At 60.9% G+C, this 18,174-nt stretch carries 15 protein-coding genes; 10 read left to right on the top strand and 5 right to left on the bottom strand.

The genetic code is table 11. The features are described 5' to 3' along the window. Together HCG46_RS20485 and HCG46_RS20480 are read right to left on the bottom strand one after the other, a co-directional pair. Complete coding sequence (locus tag HCG46_RS20485) at nt 1–1,119, bottom strand: MltA domain-containing protein (protein WP_209009558.1); 1,119 nt, start codon at nt 1,117–1,119, stop codon at nt 1–3. Nucleotides 1,120–1,232: 113 nt separating this feature from the next. Beyond that, a complete protein-coding gene (locus tag HCG46_RS20480) occupies nt 1,233–1,961 on the bottom strand; it encodes a Tim44/TimA family putative adaptor protein (RefSeq protein ID WP_023002384.1) in 729 nt (242 codons plus the stop codon). Between the two features lie 238 nt (nt 1,962–2,199). On the opposite strand from HCG46_RS20480, the gene HCG46_RS20475 reads away from it, so the two are divergent. From HCG46_RS20475 to polA, 3 genes are all read left to right on the top strand, one after another. Further along, complete coding sequence (locus HCG46_RS20475) at nt 2,200–2,712, top strand: FxsA family protein (protein ID WP_075283209.1); 513 nt, start codon at nt 2,200–2,202, stop codon at nt 2,710–2,712. A gap of 118 nt (nt 2,713–2,830) precedes the next feature. Beyond that, nucleotides 2,831–3,862 carry an acyltransferase family protein gene (locus HCG46_RS20470; RefSeq protein ID WP_168687259.1) on the top strand — a complete coding sequence of 344 codons (1,032 nt, stop codon included), beginning with the start codon at nt 2,831–2,833 and terminating at the stop codon, nt 3,860–3,862. Between the two features lie 55 nt (nt 3,863–3,917). Continuing rightward, nucleotides 3,918–6,908: a DNA polymerase I gene (gene polA, locus HCG46_RS20465; RefSeq protein ID WP_168687258.1), complete on the top strand. Its 2,991-nt coding sequence runs from the start codon at nt 3,918–3,920 to the stop codon at nt 6,906–6,908. A gap of 397 nt (nt 6,909–7,305) precedes the next feature. Here the strand turns inward: polA and HCG46_RS20460 are convergent, their stop codons facing one another. Continuing rightward, complete coding sequence (locus HCG46_RS20460) at nt 7,306–8,445, bottom strand: PepSY-associated TM helix domain-containing protein (RefSeq protein ID WP_168687257.1); 1,140 nt, start codon at nt 8,443–8,445, stop codon at nt 7,306–7,308. Nucleotides 8,446–8,787: 342 nt separating this feature from the next. Then, complete coding sequence (locus tag HCG46_RS20455) at nt 8,788–9,759, bottom strand: nitronate monooxygenase (protein WP_209009556.1); 972 nt, start codon at nt 9,757–9,759, stop codon at nt 8,788–8,790. 75 nt (nt 9,760–9,834) lie between these two features. Here HCG46_RS20455 and HCG46_RS20450 point away from each other — a divergent pair, with 75 nt between their 5' ends. Further along, complete coding sequence (locus tag HCG46_RS20450) at nt 9,835–10,674, top strand: LysR family transcriptional regulator (RefSeq protein ID WP_228870532.1); 840 nt, start codon at nt 9,835–9,837, stop codon at nt 10,672–10,674. 12 nt (nt 10,675–10,686) lie between these two features. Here the strand turns inward: HCG46_RS20450 and HCG46_RS20445 are convergent, their stop codons facing one another. Then, entirely contained in the window at nt 10,687–11,595 is a 909-nt protein-coding gene (locus tag HCG46_RS20445) for a LysR family transcriptional regulator (protein ID WP_023002376.1), read from the bottom strand. A 162-nt stretch (nt 11,596–11,757) separates the two neighbouring features. Here HCG46_RS20445 and HCG46_RS20440 point away from each other — a divergent pair, with 162 nt between their 5' ends. The 6 genes from HCG46_RS20440 (at nt 11,758) to HCG46_RS20415 (ending at nt 18,098) form a co-directional block, all read left to right on the top strand. Further along, nucleotides 11,758–12,798, top strand: a complete 1,041-nt coding sequence (locus HCG46_RS20440; RefSeq protein WP_168687255.1) for a hypothetical protein — start codon at nt 11,758–11,760, stop codon at nt 12,796–12,798. A 7-nt stretch (nt 12,799–12,805) separates the two neighbouring features. Then, entirely contained in the window at nt 12,806–13,954 is a 1,149-nt protein-coding gene (locus tag HCG46_RS20435; RefSeq protein ID WP_168687254.1) for an MFS transporter, read from the top strand. An 82-nt stretch (nt 13,955–14,036) separates the two neighbouring features. Then, nucleotides 14,037–14,297, top strand: coding sequence for a hypothetical protein (locus tag HCG46_RS20430; RefSeq protein ID WP_023002373.1), 261 nt, complete (start codon nt 14,037–14,039; stop codon nt 14,295–14,297). 88 nt (nt 14,298–14,385) lie between these two features. Then, a complete protein-coding gene (locus HCG46_RS20425) occupies nt 14,386–15,912 on the top strand; it encodes a YifB family Mg chelatase-like AAA ATPase (protein ID WP_168687253.1) in 1,527 nt (508 codons plus the stop codon). 39 nt (nt 15,913–15,951) lie between these two features. After that, nucleotides 15,952–17,076, top strand: a complete 1,125-nt coding sequence (locus HCG46_RS20420) for an FAD-binding oxidoreductase (RefSeq protein WP_168687252.1) — start codon at nt 15,952–15,954, stop codon at nt 17,074–17,076. Between the two features lie 98 nt (nt 17,077–17,174). Next, the gene (locus HCG46_RS20415) at nt 17,175–18,098 is read left to right on the top strand and encodes an iron-siderophore ABC transporter substrate-binding protein (protein ID WP_286185464.1); all 924 of its coding nucleotides are present in this window, start codon (nt 17,175–17,177) and stop codon (nt 18,096–18,098) included. Nucleotides 18,099–18,174: the final 76 nt, after the last annotated feature.

Raw genomic sequence — 18,174 nt, 5'->3', positions numbered from 1 at the left:
TCAGTCCGCCGCCACACCAGCGGGACCAAGACGGATGTTCGGCACCAGAATCGTGAAGTCGGCCTTGTGGCGGATTTCTCCGGCAATAGCGCCTGCCGTCTGCCCGGATCCGACGAAGATATCGCCCCGCGCCGGGCCCTTGATTGCCGATCCGGTGTCATCTGCCACCATCAGCCGCCGGAAAGGGCCGTCGTCGCTGTCGTGATCCTTCAGCGCGGAGGCGACGAAAACCATGGACCCATAGGGAATGAAACTCGGATCGACCGCAAGGCTGCGGCCTGCCACAAGGGGAAGGCCCGCGGCCCCGACGGGCCCGTCGTTCACGCCGATTTCGTCGACCTCCCGAAAGAAGATGAAAGACCGGTTTTGCCGGAACAGCTGATCGCGCTCTTCGGGATGCGCTTCCAGCCAGGCACGAAGTCCGGCAGCCGTGAAGTCCTCCGGCGTGCCTTCTCCGCGCGTTACCAGCAACCGGCCAATGCCGGTATAGGGGTGGCCTGTCTTGCCCGCATAACCTACCCGCATCGCGCTTCCGTCCGCAAGACGCAGCCTCGCCGAGCCCTGAACATGTACGAAATAGGCGTCGATCGGATCGGCAAGCCAGACGAGTTCGAGATTTTCCGGATCGAGCTTGCCATCCATGATGGCGCTCCGATCCGGCATTTCGGTGACGCGTCCATCAACCCGCCGTCCATGGCTGAGCGTCTCGGGCCAGTCCTGTGGCCGATTTTCCGGCGTGATCGCCTCCAGGCCTTCCGGTTTTTTGAGCAAGGGATACCGGAATATCTCGGTTCTGACCCGCGAGGCGGCCAGTTCCGGCTCGAAATAGCCCGTCACAAATCCGCTCTGGGCAATTCGATGCGGCGTGAACCGGCTTTCGAAAAAGTCTCGCGGTGCTTCATCACCGGACTTTGCGGCCTTTTCGGCGTCGTTACAGAGCGTTTGCAGATCTGCTGCGGCGATGGAGGGAAAAACGGTGTCCTGGCTCAGGATTTCCGGTTTGCGGCACAGGCGCAGAAAACCGGCAAGGGCGGCGGCATGATCGTCGTTCAGCCAGCCCGGCAGACTGGAGAAGGAGATTGCCTCGAACCGGTCCGGGATCCGTTGGCCTGGTACCATGGCTGAGGCAGCTCCTGAAAAGAAAAGCGGCGCGGCCAGAACCGCGCCCTTTAGCAGTGAGACAAGCCGGAAGCCCGGCCGGGGCCGCGTGTTCCGCTTGCCCTGCATCGTGATTACTCTGCGGATTCGGTCGCGACCAGCTTCCAGTTCGGATCGCGGGACGTGGTGTCCCGGGCGAAGGTCCAGATGTCGATCACTTCGCTTACCTTGGCCGGATCGCCGTCGACCACTTCACCGGCCTTGTCGCGGGTGGCGGAAATCAGCTGGCTGTGGATCTTCACGGTTACCTGGGCGGTCGAATTCTTCAGTGCAGCTTCGACGATTTCTGCCTTGTCGATGCCGACAAAGGTCGATTCGATGGTCTCGCCACGCTTTTCGCGATCGTCGATTGCGGTGACGAAGCCTTCATAGACTTCGCGGGACAGAAGGTTCTTCAGCGCTTTCTTGTCGCCGTCCGCAAAAGCCATCACGATCATCTCGTAGGCGGCGCGTGCGCCTTCCAGGAAAGGTTCCGGCTCGAAGCTGCGGTCGACGGACAGGATCTGCTTCAGGGCGCTGTTCAATGCGGAGCCCGCCGGGGCAACCTTGTCGATCACGACGTCGCCACCACGACCGCTCTCCTCGACCGGCTCGGCCTCCAGCGTGGTCTGGTTCGGCATCGGGATGACATTGTCCTGATCGTTGCCGTTTTTGCGTTCACGCGGCTGATCGGGCTTGGAATAGGGGTCGAATGGCGGGCGCTCATTGCCGGTGCGTTTGCCCAGCACCGATCGCAGTCTGAACAGAATGAAAACCGCAAGTCCCATCAGGAGGAGGTTCAACGGGTCAAAAATCTCGTTCATCGTAACTTCCGGTTACCCTTTTTGAGGCCCTAGAGCCGCCTGCTCTAACTGCCAGGTGAGCGCAGCCTCGTACGCAAGGCCTGTCTGCTTCCTATTTAGGGGGTCCTTGAACCAGCATCCAGACCCAAGAGCAAGACTGAATCTTTGCATTCATAGCCATTTCGTGACTGCCTGCTCGCATTTTTGCGAGTGAATGTCTACCTTAGGTCCGAATAGCTTATCAGACGATGGAGCTCCCGTGGGACTTTATATCATTGCCGCAATTCTTCTTCTGCCCCTGATCGAGATTGCGATGTTCATCTGGGTGGGAGGCTTGATCGGTGTGTTCCCGACAATCCTGCTGACGGTGATCACCGCGTTGGCCGGGACAGTGATGCTGCGCCAGCAGGGCCTGTCACTGCTGATGCGCATGCAAACGGAGCTGGATGCCGGCCGCACACCCGGAAACGAGGTGATGCAGGGTGCAATGATCGTTCTTGCCAGCATTCTGCTGCTGATCCCGGGTTTCGTCACGGATGCCATCGGCCTGCTCCTGTTCATACCGCCAGTGCGCGAAGCGCTGGCGCGGTTCATCATTGCCCGATCGAACGTCGTTATCGTCGATGGCGGCGGTGGTATGCGCCGGCCGGATGACGGCGTCGTGGATCTGGACGAAGGCGACTGGAGCGAAAAAAACAGCGGCACGGGTGGTGGCTCCGGCCAGCCGAAGCTCAGCCCCTGGCAGGATGGCTCGGATAACGCGAAGCCCTGATTTCCCAAACGCTCACTAAAACGTGACTGCTGGTGTATGCGTATAATTTACCAGTCAAGGTTATGTCTGCCCTGAATTGGACCCGAAACCGGACTGAAGCGGAGCAGGCAGCGGTAGAATGAGCGCCAGCCGTGTAGATTGGGTGGACACCGCCAAGGGCATCTGCATCATCTTCGTCGTGATGATGCATTCGGTGCTCGGCGTGGAAGCCGCCGCTGGCCAGACAGGCTGGATGCATGTGGTCGTCGCCTTTGCAGCGCCCTTCCGCATGCCGGATTTTTTCCTGATCTCCGGCCTGTTCCTGTCGAACGTCATTACCCGCGACTGGAAACTCTATCTTGATCGCAAGGTCGTCCACTTTGCCTACTTTTATGTGCTGTGGATGACGATCCAGTTTCTGGTGAAGGCGCCCGTCTTCATCGAGGAAACCAGCGTTCGTGCAACGGTGGAACTCTATTTCCTGAGTTTCATCGAGCCCTTCGGTACCTTGTGGTTCATCTACATGTTGCCGGTCTTCTTCGTCGTGTCGAAGGTCGCCCACGACAAGGGTGTGCCGTGGCAACTGGTTCTGGCCGTCGGCGCACTTCTGCAGATCGCGCCGATCCACACCGGCTGGCTTCTGGTGGATGAATTCGCGGCCCGTTTCGTTTTCTTCTATGCCGGCTTCGTTTTTGCTCCGCAGATCTTCGCCCTGGCCGACTGGGCGCGCGAGCGGATCGGGATCAGTCTCGTGTGTCTGCTGGTCTGGGGCCTGGTGAACGGCACGCTGGTCTATGCCGGCTGGGCGCATCTGCCGGTCATTGCCCTTGTTCTTGGCGCGGCCGGTGCGGGTGCCATTATCCTTACCAGCGCGTTGATCGTGAAATGGGGCCGGCTCGGTTTCCTGCAGCATTTCGGCGAAAACTCGATCGTCATCTATCTCGCCTTCTTCTTCCCCATGGGCGTGACGCGGGTGATTCTGCTGAAGCTGGGCATCCTTGATATCGGCACAACGTCGTTGATCGTGACGCTGGTGGCGTCGGTCAGTCCGATGATCCTGTTCTGGCTGATCCGCCGCACGAACATCGGCTGGTTCCTGTTCCGCAGGCCCGCCTGGGCCTATCTCAGCGGAACCTTTGGCGGGAAACGTCAGGCACAGGCAGCTGAGTGATCGGCAAGCTTGGAATTTTTAACTTTAGGACTTTTCTCCAGAACAGGCTGCGGGCATGATCCGCGCCATGTCGACGCAAAGCACCTCCTCCGCCCTCACCGCCGATGACCATCTCATCCTGGTCGACGGGTCCACGTTCATTTTTCGCGCCTATCACGCGCTTCCGCCGCTGACGCGCAAGCCGGACGGGCTTCCTGTCGGGGCGGTTTCTGGCTTCTGCAACATGCTGTGGAAGCTGCTGCAGGAAGGCCTGACACCGGAGGAAGGCGACGAGCCCACCCATTTCGCGGTGATCTTCGACCATTCCGCGCAGACATTCCGGAACGAGATTTATCCGGAATACAAGGCACACCGGCCGGACCCGCCGGAAGATCTGGTGCCGCAGTTCGGCCTTATCCGCGAAGCGACACGCGCCTTTTCGGTTCACTGCATCGAGCAGGAAGGCTTCGAGGCGGACGACCTGATTGCGACCTATGCCCGTGAGGCTGCCGAACAGGGCGCGCGCGTCACCATCGTTTCAGGCGACAAGGACCTGATGCAGTTGATCGGCCCGAAGGTGGGCATGATCGACACCATGAAGAACAAGACCTTCGGCGAAGCCGAGGTGTTCGAGAAATTCGGCGTCGGTCCCGACAAGGTCATCGAGGTGCAATCGCTGGCGGGCGACAGCGTCGATAACGTGCCCGGCGTGCCGGGTATCGGGCTGAAGACCGCGGCCCTTTTGATCAACGAATTCGGCGATCTGGAAACGCTGCTCGCCAAGGCAGACACGATCAAACAGAACAAGCGCCGGGAAAACCTGATCGAATTTGCCGATCAGGCGCGAATTTCCAGGCAGCTCGTCACTCTCAAGCAGGATGTGCCGGTCAAGGTGCCGGTAGGCGAATTGTCGGTAACCGATGTTGACGGACCCAAGGCGCTCGGCTTCCTGAAGGCGATGGGGTTCACCACCCTCACCCGGCGCGTTGCGGATGTGACCGGTGCCGATCTGGATACCGTCGATGCATCGGACCTCAAGGTTCCGGGGTGGGATATTCCGGACCACAAGGGCCGGATGATGGAGCGCGCAGCCGGCAGTGACAGCGCGGGTTCGGAAGCTGCAAAAAACCCGGGCGACGCCGACCCGGACAATTCCGGCCTGCTGGTACCGCAGACGGTTGCCGATGCACGCGCCCAGACGATCCGGGCGATCCCGGTCGACAGCAGCGCCTATGAAACCGTCACCAGCCTCGACCGCTTGAAGGAATGGTGCGACGCGGCCTTTGAAAAGGGCTACGTCGCCTTCGACACCGAAACGACATCGCTGGACGCCATGCAGGCAGAGCTTGTCGGTGTTTCGCTGTCCAGCGAGCCCGGCAAGGCCTGTTATGTGCCGCTTGGCCACGTCGACGGCGAGGGTGATCTTCTTGGCGGCGGCGGTCTTGTCGAAGGCCAGATCCCGCTGAAAGACGCGTTGGAAGTGCTGAAGCCGATGCTGGAGGACCGTTCGGTTCTCAAGATCGCGCAGAACCTCAAGTACGACTGGCTGGTGATGACACGGTACGGTGTCGACATCACGCCATACGACGACACGATGCTGCTCTCCTACACGGTCGATGCCGGCAAGGGCGGCAACGGCATGGACGAACTGTCCGAGCGCTGGCTCGATCACAAGCCGATCCCGTTCAAGGAAATCTGCGGCTCCGGCAAGTCGATGATCACCTTCGACAAGGTCGCCATCGACAAGGCAACCGCCTATGCGGCGGAAGACGCCGATGTGACGCTTCGTCTCTGGCTGATCCTGAAGCCGAGGCTGGCTTCCGAGCATATGGCAACCGCCTACGAGACGCTGGAACGGCCGATGGTGCCGGTGCTTGCGCGCATGGAAAAGCGCGGCATCTCCGTCGACCGGCAGATGTTGTCGCGTCTTTCGGGTGAATTCGCGCAAGGCATGGCGGGCAAGGAAGCCGAGATCTATGAGCTGGCCGGTGAAAGCTTCAACATCGGTTCGCCCAAGCAGCTTGGTGATATCCTGTTCGGCAAGATGGGTCTTCCCGGCGGCAAGAAGACAAAGACCGGCGCCTGGTCGACTTCGGCGCAGGTTCTGGAAGATCTGGCCGCGGAAGGACACGAACTGCCGTCGCGGATCGTCTCCTGGCGCCAGCTCTCCAAGCTGAAATCCACCTACACCGACGCCCTGCCCGGTTACATCAATCCGGAAACGGGGCGTGTGCACACATCCTACGCGCTGGCGGCAACCACCACCGGGCGTCTGTCCTCGTCGGAACCGAACCTGCAGAACATTCCGGTCCGGACCGAGGAAGGCCGCAAGATCCGCAAGGCCTTCATCGCCGAAAAGGGTCACAAGCTGATCTCGGCCGACTACAGCCAGATCGAGCTGCGCGTCCTGGCGCATATGGCCGATATTCCTCAGTTGAAGAAGGCGTTCGACGACGGGCTGGACATTCACGCCATGACGGCAAGCGAAATGTTCGGAACGCCGATCGAAGGCATGGACCCGATGGTCCGCCGCCGGGCGAAGGCGATCAACTTCGGCATCATCTACGGCATTTCCGCATTCGGCCTCGCCAACCAGCTCGGCATCTCGCGCGGCGAAGCGGGCGACTATATCAAGACCTATTTCGAGCGTTTCCCGGGCATCAAGGACTACATGGAAGCGACCAAGAAGCAGGTTCATGCGAACGGCTACGTGACCACGATCTTCGGCCGCAAGGCGCATTATCCGGAAGTGAACACCAAGAACCCGAACATGCGCGCCTTCTATGAACGCGCCGCCATCAACGCCCCGATCCAGGGGTCTGCCGCGGATATCCTGCGCCGGGCGATGGTGCGCATGGAAAACCGGCTGGAAGGCTCAAAGCTGGATGCGCAGATGCTGCTGCAGGTGCATGACGAACTGATCTTCGAAGTGCCGGACGCGCAGGTGGAAGCAACCATTCCGGTGATCAGGGACGTGATGGAAAATGCCTGCGATCCGGCGCTGAAACTTTCCGTGCCGCTTCAGGTCGATGCCCGCGCCGCCGACAATTGGGACGAAGCGCATTAGGGTGCGGACCCATAAATGAAGACGAAATGGCATGAGAAATGGCAAAATCGCGTTAGGAAGTGTGCGCTGGGCGGGCTTTCTGCCCGGTCAAGCACACTGACGACACGAGGTGAAGCCATTTTCATGTCCTTCGGATTTGACTGGATTGGTCCTCCTCAGCGTTGCAAAAGCTTGAAAATGAGCCACATTTCCTGCGCTTCCGCGCCTTGAGGAAGACCAATCCACCTCAAACCATTTCATCTTCATTTATGGGTCCACACCCTAGAGCACGTCGCGTTTAACCTAAAAAATCCTGCATCGCTTTTTGCGTTGAAATCTCTGATTTCAGACTGCGAAAAGCGATGCTGACAAAACGCGATTTACTCTGGGTGGTTCAGTCCCGACAAGAGAGCATGCCTCAGGCCTGCTGGGCACGGCGCCGGAACAGCGGCTGGATCAGCCGGCGATAGGCAAGCGCAAAGCCTGTGTAGAAGAGAAACACCGACGCCAGCGAGGCAAGTCCCGCGAGCGATTGACCGATGAAGCCATAGACCTCGCCGGTGTGCAGAAATCTCAGGAAGACCCTGGCGCGCCGGCCTGCCGGCTGGTCTTCAGCGCCGCTGACGCCCAGCACCTCGCCTGAAACCCTGGAGACCGTATAGGTCGTCTGGCGGGAAAGCTGGGTGCCGTTGCCTGTATCGACGGTCATCACCACACGTGCAGCCTGTCCGTTGGGCAATTTGACCGAAAGTGTCTGCCAATCCGGTTCGGCTTGTTTCAGCGTGTCGGCAATGGCCTGCAGGCTGACGGCTTCACCCTGAGCGCGGTTCTGACCCTGGCGTTCTTCACTGGCAGCCTGGCCGGTTGCTGCGGGCGAAACCGGCCCGAAGACGGCGGCCACCATGTTGCTGGCCCAGGGATAGGAAATGACGACGCCGGAGACCACAACGGCAAACAGCGGTACGAGCGACCAGATGCCGAACACATGGTGCCAGTTGTAGTCGCGTGCCTTCGCGGTCGGCAGGTTTCTGCGGAAGAGAAGGTTCAGCTTGACGATCCGCCAGGTCCATTTCTTCGGCCACCAGAGATAAATTCCGGACACCAGAATGAACAGGAAGCCGAGATTGGCAGCACCGGTCACGGCCCGCCCAAGGCTGCGGCTTTCACCTGTAAGGGCAAACCAGCGGTGCAGCGCGGTCACCGTGCCAAAGAAGGATTTTGTGCCCTCCGCGGCATTGTCGATCCGCTCTCCGGTATAAGGGTTGAGCAAATGGTTCTCGCGGCGGCTGACCGAAAGTGTGGCCGGGGCGCCGTCCTGCCTCGGCAGGACCAGCGAATTGCCGGGTTGGCCGCCGTTGGCCAGAACGGCAGTTGCCAGTTCATCGACAGAGAGGAGCTGCGCATCGGCCGGTTTTTCGACTGCGCGGCTTTCCATGTAGGAGATGATCTGGCGCTCGTAGGTCAGGACCACGCCGGTGGCTGACATCAGAAGGATAACGAGACCAAAGGCGACCCCGACGACGAGATGCGCCCAGAAAATGATGCGTTTGAAAGACATGGTGCTGCTGCCCGTTTCAGACCGGATTTGACGGTTGCCGGGTCCTCCTCCACCGGCTTCAACAGGCCTAAGCCGAAGATCTCGCTGCGTCAAAGGCAACAGCAGGGTGTTTGGCCGAGAATTTGTAACCAGTTGTCGCCATCGCGAAGAACCGGGCGCTTGGTGAATTCCGTCAGCAGCTCAAAAGCCCAGGGTTTCCGGGAGTCCACATCAGGTCCCGGTGCCAAAACCCTCAGGAGTGTCCCAAGCCGCATACAATTTGCCGCACCACCGGCTAGACGGAAAAGGCCGCGATAGTGACGGGAGTGGGTGACAGGGAGGTCTTGAGGAAGCGGTGCGAATTCACCCGATGACGAAATCCGGCGCGCGAGCAAGAAGCGCTGCCGCCTCTCGAACAGTGTTCTCCACGATCCTTGCCGCCGGTTGAACGGTTTTCACAAGATCGAGGGATTCTCCGGCAATCAGGGCGCGAACGGAATAGTCGTCCGGATCGGCAGCCTCATAGGTTTTCTGGATCTTGTGAGCCGCGCCGGACAAACCTGCAGGATCTTCCAGCCAGGGGCGGGAAAACGCATTCTGAACAACCCGCCCTGTGAATTGCGACGGCCAGTCAAGACCGCGAGCAACGTCGAACACACTGGACCGGGCCGTGTCGTCCCCGTGCGCCTTGGTCAGGGCAACCTTGGCCTTCTCCGATCCGTTCGCTTCGACGCTTGCCCAGAAACGGGTTCCCATCATGACACCGTCCGCGCCCAGCATGAGAGCTGCTGCCAGTCCGCGCCCGTCCGCAAGCCCGCCGGCCGCCAACACGATTGACTCCTTGCCGGCGGCATCGCGAACCGCAGGAAGAAGGGCGGACAGGCCGCGGTCCATGCCGTGACCGCCGCCTTCCTGGCCTTGGGCGACGAGGACGTCCGTTCCGGCCCTCAGGGCCTGTTCGGCCTGGTCCAGTCGTTGCACCTGCCAGATTGTGGGAATACCGCGCTCCCTGGCGGCCTTTACGATCGGCTGCGCGTCACCGAAGGAAACGAACAGGGCCGCCGGATTGCGGTCGAGGATCCGATCCACGAGTGCCGGTTTTTTCAGAAGACTCCAGGTGATGACACCAAGACCGACCCGCTGGTCGCCGGCCGCATCGAAGGCAGCGTCGATCCAGTCCGGGTCGCCGTAACCGGCGCCGATAATACCGAAGCCACCGGCGCGGCTGACTTCAGCGGCCAGATGGCCGTCCGAAATCCTGTCCATCGGCGCCAGCACGACCGGATGGGAAACGGCAAAGCGGCGGGTAAAGGGCGTGTCGAGCAGCTGTTTCATGCAGACACGCTGCCATGAAAATCATTTCAGGAAAAATGATTGAAGAAGGAATTTGATATCTCTAATTTGAATAGTATGGACATCGTGCTTTTGAAAACACTGATGGCAGTCGCCGAGACAGGCTCCTTTTCGGGGGCTGCCCAGGCGTTGAATTGCGTGCAGTCGAACGTCACCTCCCGTATTCGGCGTCTTGAGGAACAATTCGGCCAGAAGGTCTTCCAGCGCAGCAAGGCCGGGGCCCGGCTGACGGAATTCGGTGAACAGGTTCATGCGCGCGCGATCGTGCTTCTGCAACAATTTGCGGCGGCCGAGCGCGATCTTCTGGAAGCTGCCGGGGCAGGTGCGCCGCTCAGGCTCGGCTCCATGGAAACAACGGCGGCCGTTCGCCTGCCCGCTCTTCTCAAGCGTCTGAGGGACAAAAGCGCAGCACCGCTTTCCCTGACGACCGGCCCGACCGCAGACCTGCTGTCAAAGGTGTGGGATCAGAAGATCGATGCCGCCTTTGTCGCCGGGCCTGTCGACAAGGCCAGGTTTCAGGCGGTTCATGCCTTCAGCGAACAGCTTGTCTGCGCCATTGGTCCGGCCACTTCGGAGCAGGGCCCGCTGTTGGCCTTTCGCCATGGTTGCAGCTATAGGGCGGCGGCGCAGGCGTGGCTCGGCAGTATCGGCCAGAGCGACAGGGAAGTAACGGAAATGGGCACGCTGGAAGGAATTCTGGGCTGTGTGGAGGCCGGTCTCGGCTTCACGGTTGCTCCGGAAAGCGCTGTCCTGGGCTTTCGCAATGCCGACCAGTTGACGACGACCCCGCTCCCGCCGCCTTTCGGCGAAACCGTCACCTATCTTGTCTGGCGCGTCGACCGCAAACCGGTCGAGGCGCACAGGAAGCTGCTGGAAATCCTGGCAGAACGGGCCTGAGGCTTCAGGCCGTCAGACCACCCGCAAATCCGGCTGTATCTTGCCCGCCAGCGCCGAGCGCGGCGCGATGGCGTTCTGCAGGAGGTCGTTGAGATGCTCTTCCAGGTAATCGACGATGGGCGATTGCGTTGTCGACTGGGTGTAGATCGCGAGCTGTGTTGCCGGAAGCTTCGGAAAACCATCCTGCTCCTTCAGGATCTTGAAGCCTTCCAGAATGGCTCCCGACGGCAGGCAGCAAAGGCCTGCACCCGACAGAACGGCTACCTGGGCGGCGGCAACGCTGGTGGTGGTGATGCGCTCGTACCACTGCCGTCCTGCGCGGGCGAGCGAACCGAAGGAGATTTCCCGGAACGGGCAGGGCTCGGGAAACATGATCAATGGCAGCGGATCGGTTAGCGGGCAGTTGTCGCCAACCGCCCAGTGCAGCGGTTCCTCGAAAATCTCGACCGGCATCTGCTTGGTTGACGAGACGAGGGCTATTGCGAGGTTGATTTCGTTGTTGGACAGCATTTCGTGCAGTGTGGCGCTGTCGGCGACCGTCATCTCAAGTTTCACGTTGGGGTGAATGCGCACGAAATTGCAGAAGATCGATTGCAGCTGGCCGGTCGCATACCATTCTGGCAGGCCGACATGCACCGTGCCGGTCAGTTCCGGCGCAGACAGGCGCAGCCTGGCTTCCTCGTGTGAGCGCAGGATTTCCGTGGCGTGCTGATAGAGGATACGCCCGGCGGGCGTGAGGTTCATTGTGCGGGCACTGCGCTCGATCAGCGGTTTGCCGACCCGTTCCTCCAGACGCCGCAGCTGAGTGCTGACGCAGGGTTGTGTGCGGTTCAACCGAGATCCCGCATGTGTGACGTTGCCTGCTTCTGCAACAGCCACAAAGGCTTCCAGCAACTCGATATTAAAACGGCCTATGGTCATGTCCCTGCCTCCGTTTTAGCGCAAGACGACCTATGCGGTTTTCCGCCGGTCCAGCGCCACACAAGCATAACGTTCCATTATGGGGCGCTTCAATTATAAATTTAAGGGTCGGTAAAAAATCCCGTAATCCGAGAGTCTCTTTTGTCAAAACAGGTATCCGCCATGACTTTAGCGCTTTCCTATGGCCAGCCGGAGCATGGGCCAGATCACCAGACGACCGGCCCCCTTTCGCTGCAACAAAGAGTTCACAGGGCAATTGCCTGCCACACGGAATTCAGTCTCGATACGATCCTGACCCAGGACAACCGGGTGAAATACACAAACGAAGGCAGTTCGGAGACCGCAACCGGTCCTCTGGACGAGGTGTTTCAGCTGATGCGCCAGCTGAACGAGACCGGCATCGCATCGGACACGCTTGGCCGAATTCATGAAGACGGCAGGTCTTTTCGGGCGGCGCTGGAAGAAAGCTGCGGGTGGATTGCAACCGAGCTTGCAGGTGAGCGGCTGGTGTATGTCGAACTGGGGCCGGAGCCGGTCAAGACCGGGTTCATTCTCAAGACACTGCAGGGCCTGGGCGTCATCATAGATCGTTATATCGCCGTCGACATCAATCCGATGTCGGCTGCGCCGATGCGGGCAGCCCTCGCGGGGATCCTGCCGGACACTCCGCTTGAGTTTGTCACCGCGCCTTTCGAGGCCTGCCGCCTGGAAGACATGATCGAAGACGGTGCGCCGCCCGCCCTCGTGACAATGCTCGGTTTTCAGGAAGGCAATGACGATCCGGCAGTGGTCAACGGCTGGCTGCGGGACATTACCCGGCCAGGAGACCTGCTGCTGTCCGAAAGCCAGCTCTACACCATCGAACAGACCGACAAGATCTCCGGTTTTTACGCCCACCCGGCCATGCAGCGGTTTTCGCGCATCGCGTTCGAACGGGCGGTGGACCGCAGTTTGCCGACGCTGAATCGCTTCTTTTTGCTGCCTGTCGTGTTCGAAGATGGCCAGAGTGCGCAAGTGGCCATTCTGGCCGAAGAATTCGCGCATTCAATCAGCGGAAGAAACTTGCATGTTTCCAACTTCTGCCTGAAACTCACGCGCGATCAGTATCGCTCGTACCGGCAGGAGGGTGGCCATTTCGAAATATTCGGCGAGAGCTACACGGATGACCAGACACTTCACTTCCAGCTCTCCCGCCGGGTTTGAGATGACCTTGGCACAGACCCGCGGTCTTACTGCCGCGGGCCTGGCCATCGTCGCTGTCACCTACGGACTGGCACGTTATTGTTTTGGCCTGTTCCTGCCGGAAATCCGTCAGGAATTCGCGCTGTCGCCGGAAACGGTCGGCCTGATCGCCGGTCTGTCCTATCTGGGCTATCTGGCGGCGACTTTCGTCGGTTCCTGGTTGTCGACGGTGTTCGAACCGCGCTTGCCGATCCTGCTTGGCGGCCTCGCGGCCACAACAGGCATGGCCATGATCGCCCTGGCACAGACGCCGTTCATACTGGCGCTTGGCGTCTTCGTTGCAGGAGCAAGCCCGGGCCTTTCCTATCCGCCCTTTTCCGATGTCATCGTGCGTCATACGGAACTCAGCCGGCAGAACAGCGTCTATGCCTGGATCAACTCCGGCACCGGTTTCGGTGTTGCCTTTGCCGGGCCGCTGGCACTCTTCGCCGGTGGTGACTGGCGGCTCGCCTGGCTGGTTTTCGCGGTTATCGCCTTCAGTGTAACCATCTGGAACGCAGCCACCTTGCCCAGGCGCAGCGTGCATCTGGAACATGCCCGGCCCAGGGTGTCCGTCTGGATCCTTATGGATCGGACAGCGCGCGGACTGTTTGTCGCGGCATTTCTTTTCGGCATCGTCACCGCCGTCTACTGGACTTATGCCGTCGAACTCCTGACCATGCTGACGGGCAATCCTCGAGACGCAATCCTGTTCTGGATCGTGTTGGGCATTTCGGGCGTTACCGGCTGCTTCGCCGGTGGTCTTGTCGATCGCTGGGGTTTGCAGGCTGCCTATCGTGTCCTGGCGGTTCTGGTCGGGACCGCAATCGGCACTCTGCCCCTGCTGGTGGAAACAAGACTCGGGATCTACGTGTCAGCGGCCTGTTTCGGCGTCGGTTTCATCGTGATGACCGCCCTTTTCGGCATGTGGAGCATGAGGCTGTTCCGGCAGGCACCGTCCATCGGGTTCGGCTTTACCTTCTTCCTGATTTCCCTGGGGCAGGGGGTCGGGCCCGTGCTGAGCGGCTTTCTCATTCCGGTTGTCGGCCATTCGGCGCTTTTCTTCGCAGCCGGGCTTCTGTGCTGCGGCCTGGCGGGCGTTGCGGCCGGAAGGCAGGCCGAAGGGGTCAGACCATAACAGCGGGTTATGGTGGCCAACGCCCACATAACCGCTATGTGCTGGCCTTTCCCGGAAATTGCAAGCATGTTGGCAGCACGCTATGATTGATGAACAGAATGCGATTGGATCGATGATACTCACCGCCGCCAACACCGCCGGGGCAAAGCTCGACATGGAGCTGTGTCGGGCCCTCTATGAAAAAGACCCGGACCGACTCCTTGAACTTGTGTCCGACTGGCTGGAAACCAACGGTTTGCAGCCGAGTGAAGACTTTAAGGTGCCCGCTTATCTCGATGCAGTTCTGACCCGTGCCAACTTCACTGTTGCCAGCGGAAGCAAGCTACGCGTGCTGGTCTCCTGACCGGGCAGACCTCGTCTGTTCCATATTTGTTCTTGCGTCTTTTATCGACATATGCTTCGTTGACCTGCATCTGTAAGTAGAGGTGAATATGGTCAGCCGGATCACGACGGTCGCGTTTCGGGGCATCGAGGCAGTTCCGGTAGACGTGCAGGTGCATGTCGGGCCGGGCATGGTTGCCTTCACCATCGTCGGCCTGCCGGACAAGGCCGTTGCAGAAAGTCGGGAACGAGTTCGCGCGGCGCTCGCCGCTTCAGGCCTGGCCCTGCCGGCCAAACGCGTCACAGTCAATCTCGCCCCTGCCGACCTGCCCAAGGAAGGCTCGCATTACGATCTGCCGATCGCGCTGGGCGTTATGGCCGCCATCGGCGCCATACCGGCTGAATTTCTGGAAAGCTACGTTGTTCTGGGCGAGCTTGGTCTCGACGGCACGCTTGCGCCTGTTGCCGGTGTCCTGCCGGCCGCCATGGGTGCCAACGGCATCGGCAAGGGCCTCATCTGCCCGGAAGCCAGCGGCGGCGAGGCTGCCTGGGCCGACGCAGACATGGACATTCTCGCGCCTCGCTCGCTGATCCAGCTTGCCAATCACTTCAAGGGAACACAGGTGCTCTCCCGGCCGGTGGCCCGGCTGCGCGGCAATGCCGGTGTGCTGCCGGATCTTGCCGAGGTCAAGGGTCAGGAAAGCGCCAGACGGGCGCTGGAGATCGCCGCTGCCGGCGGGCACAACCTGCTGATGACCGGTCCTCCCGGCTCCGGCAAATCCATGCTGGCGCAGCGCCTGCCGTCCATCCTGCCGGCCCTGACCCCGCGCGAGCTTCTGGAAGTGTCCATGATCGCCTCGCTCGCGGGCGAGCTGGCCGAAGGCAAATTGACCGATCGACGTCCCTTCCGCGCGCCGCATCATTCCGCCTCCATGGCCGCCCTGGTCGGTGGCGGGATGCGCGCCCGGCCCGGTGAGGTCTCGCTCGCCCATAACGGAGTGTTATTCCTCGACGAGCTTCCCGAGTTCAATCCGCAGGTTCTCGACAGTCTGCGCCAGCCGCTGGAATCGGGCGAAGCAGTGATTGCCCGCGCGAACCACCGGGTTACCTATCCGGCCCGCATCCAGCTTGTGGCGGCCATGAACCCCTGCCGCTGCGGCCATGCGGGCGAGCCGGGCCACCAGTGCCGCCGGGGCGAGCGCTGCGTCACCGACTATCAGGCCCGGGTATCCGGACCGCTGCTTGACCGGATCGACGTCAGGATCGATGTTCCGGCCGTAACGGCGGCAGACCTGATCGGCCCTGCGGCCAGCGAACCGTCCGCCGTCGTGGCCGCTCGGGTCGCTGAAGCGCGCAGCATCCAGGCAGAACGCTTCCTGGAACTTGGCCTTGCCTGCCGCACAAATGCCCAGGCACCTGCATCGATTGTCGAAACCATGACACGGCCAGATGACAAGGGGCTCGCTTTCCTGCGCGATGTTGCCGAGCGTCTTGCCCTGAGTGCACGCGGATATCACCGCGTCCTCAAACTCGCCCGCACGCTGGCCGATCTGGACGGTGCGGATCAGGTTGGCCGCATTCACCTGGCGGAGGCCTTGAGTTATCGCGGCGAAGACATGTCCCGCAAGGCGGCGTGAAAGCGTTGATCGTGACACCGCGAGGGATTGTCTGACGCAATGACAGCAGACGTCATCATCATCGGCGGCGGTGTTGCCGGGCTGAGCGCGGCCTGTTTTCTGTCCGAGTTTGCGCAAGTAACGCTTCTGGAGCGCGAGCCGGCACTGGCAACGCAGTCTTCAGCCCGCACGGCAGGGCAATTCACGGCCGGCATTTCCGCCAACACAATGCGCGCACTGGCCGCGGCAAGCCGTGCGTTCTTTCAGGTGCCGCCGCCGGGATTTTGCGAGCAGACGCTTGTCGTGCCCCGCGGCTGCCTGACGGTTGGGCGTGAGGAGCATCGGCCTGTTCTGGACAGGCTGATGGCAAGGCTGCAGGAGGCCGGGTCGGACTGCCGGTTTGTCGGCAGACAAGAGGCTTTGGCCCTGTTTCCGGCCCTCCGGCCGGAACGGGTTCATGCGGGCGTTTTCGAAGCGGATGCGATGGATATCGATGTCGATCTGCTGCTGCAATCCTATCGCAAGGCGGCTGCTGCCAATGGCGCTCGCTTCGTCTGCGAGGCGGAGGTCACTTCCATCCGGCGGATTGCCGACACATGGCAGGTGACGGCCGGAGACCGGACGGTGTCGGCGCCCGTTCTGGTCAATGCAACCGGGGCCTGGGCGGACCGGATTGCGGATCTTGCCGGTGTCCCGGCGCTTGGCCTCAACGCCTTCCGCCGTTCGGCCTTCACGTTTCCGCTTCACCGTCAGGACGCCGGTGTCTGGCCACATGTCACGACGGCTGATTACACTTGGTACGTCCATCCGCAGCCGCACGGCTTCACGGCGTCACCGGCAGAGGCTGATCCAGTTTCTCCGGGAGAGGTTTATGCAGATGATCTTCGCCTTGCAGAGGCGATCCATCATATCGGCATCGACACCGAGCTGGCCGTGCCGCGTCCATCCGCAAGCTGGGCAGGATTGCGGACGTTTGCGCCTGACCGAAACCCAGTCTGCGGCGGATTTCCCGATCATCCGGGTTATTTTGTCAGCGCAGGCCAGGGCGGATGCGGGGTTCTGACATCCCCGGCGATGGGCAGGGCACTGGCGGCCCTCGTTGCCGGTCGGGACCTGCCGGGTGATCTGTCCGCCTGCGGTATCACACTGGACCAGCTTGCACCCGGACGGTTCCTGCAGGCCTGATCTTCTTCATTTGACAAAGACGGCAATTTCCAGGAAAAAATTCCTCAAGCCAGTCGGGGTTCGGCAAGCCAGATAACCTGTAATGCCGGAGATACCCCTTGCGTTTTCTATCCAGCCTTTGTTTTTGCGCAGCCCTGTTGCCAACCTTGTTGCCCGGCGCCCTGTCCGCTGCCGAGATTACCCATGCCATGGGCACCACCGAGGTGCCGGACACTCCGCAGAAGATTGTCGTTCTCACCAACGAAGGCACCGAGGCAATTCTCATGCTGGGCAAGACGCCTGTTGGGGCTGCGTCATCCTGGTATGGCGATCCCTGGTACCCGCATCTGGGCGACCGGATGGCCGGAGTTGAAGTTGTGGGGACGGAGCTTGCGGTCAACCTGGAACGGCTGGCCATGCTCGAACCGGATCTGATCCTCGGCAGCAAGAAGCGGCACGAGGAAATCTATCCTCAGCTCTCCGCCATTGCGCCCACGGTGTTCGTGGTCAATGCCACGGATTTCAAGGACAACATGAAGCTCTATGCCAGCTCGGTCGGCATGGAAGCGGAAGGCGAAGCGCTCGTCAGCGCCTATGAGGCCGACGTTGCCCGGTTGCGCGCCGCCCTCGGCGAGAATGCCGGCGACACGGTTTCCGTCGTCCGTTTCGTGCCCGGCCAGCTTTACGTTTATCGCCATGACAGTTTCTCCGGTGTTGTGCTGAACGACATCGGTTTCAAGCGGCCCGAGGTACAGGCGCAGGACGGTCTGGCTCTTGCCGTGGGCAAGGAAAGCATCCCGAACATGGAAGCCGACCGGATGTTCTACCTGACATATGACACCGGCAATGGGGAGGGCACGGCCCTGGAGGGCGAGACGCTGAAAGACCCTCTCTGGGCCAATCTGGAAGTCGTCAAGGCGGGAAACGCCCACAAGGTCGATGACGGTGTCTGGGCAACGTCGCAGGGCATTCTTGCAGCCCGCGCAATGCTTCGGGACATCGCCCGGATCTACGGAACGGATGTCGACCTCAGTTCCAACTGAACTCCTGTGAGGCAACAGGGCCCGGATCAAAAGTTTTGACCCGGGCCACCTTGCCGTCCCGAGCGTCTGGCACGGA

This window comes from Labrenzia sp. PO1, assembly GCF_012273635.1.
In the GTDB taxonomy this organism is placed as follows: domain Bacteria; phylum Pseudomonadota; class Alphaproteobacteria; order Rhizobiales; family Stappiaceae; genus Roseibium; species Roseibium algicola.
Note: the sequence above shows the minus strand (reverse complement) of the source record. Positions and strands in the feature narration are given on the sequence as shown.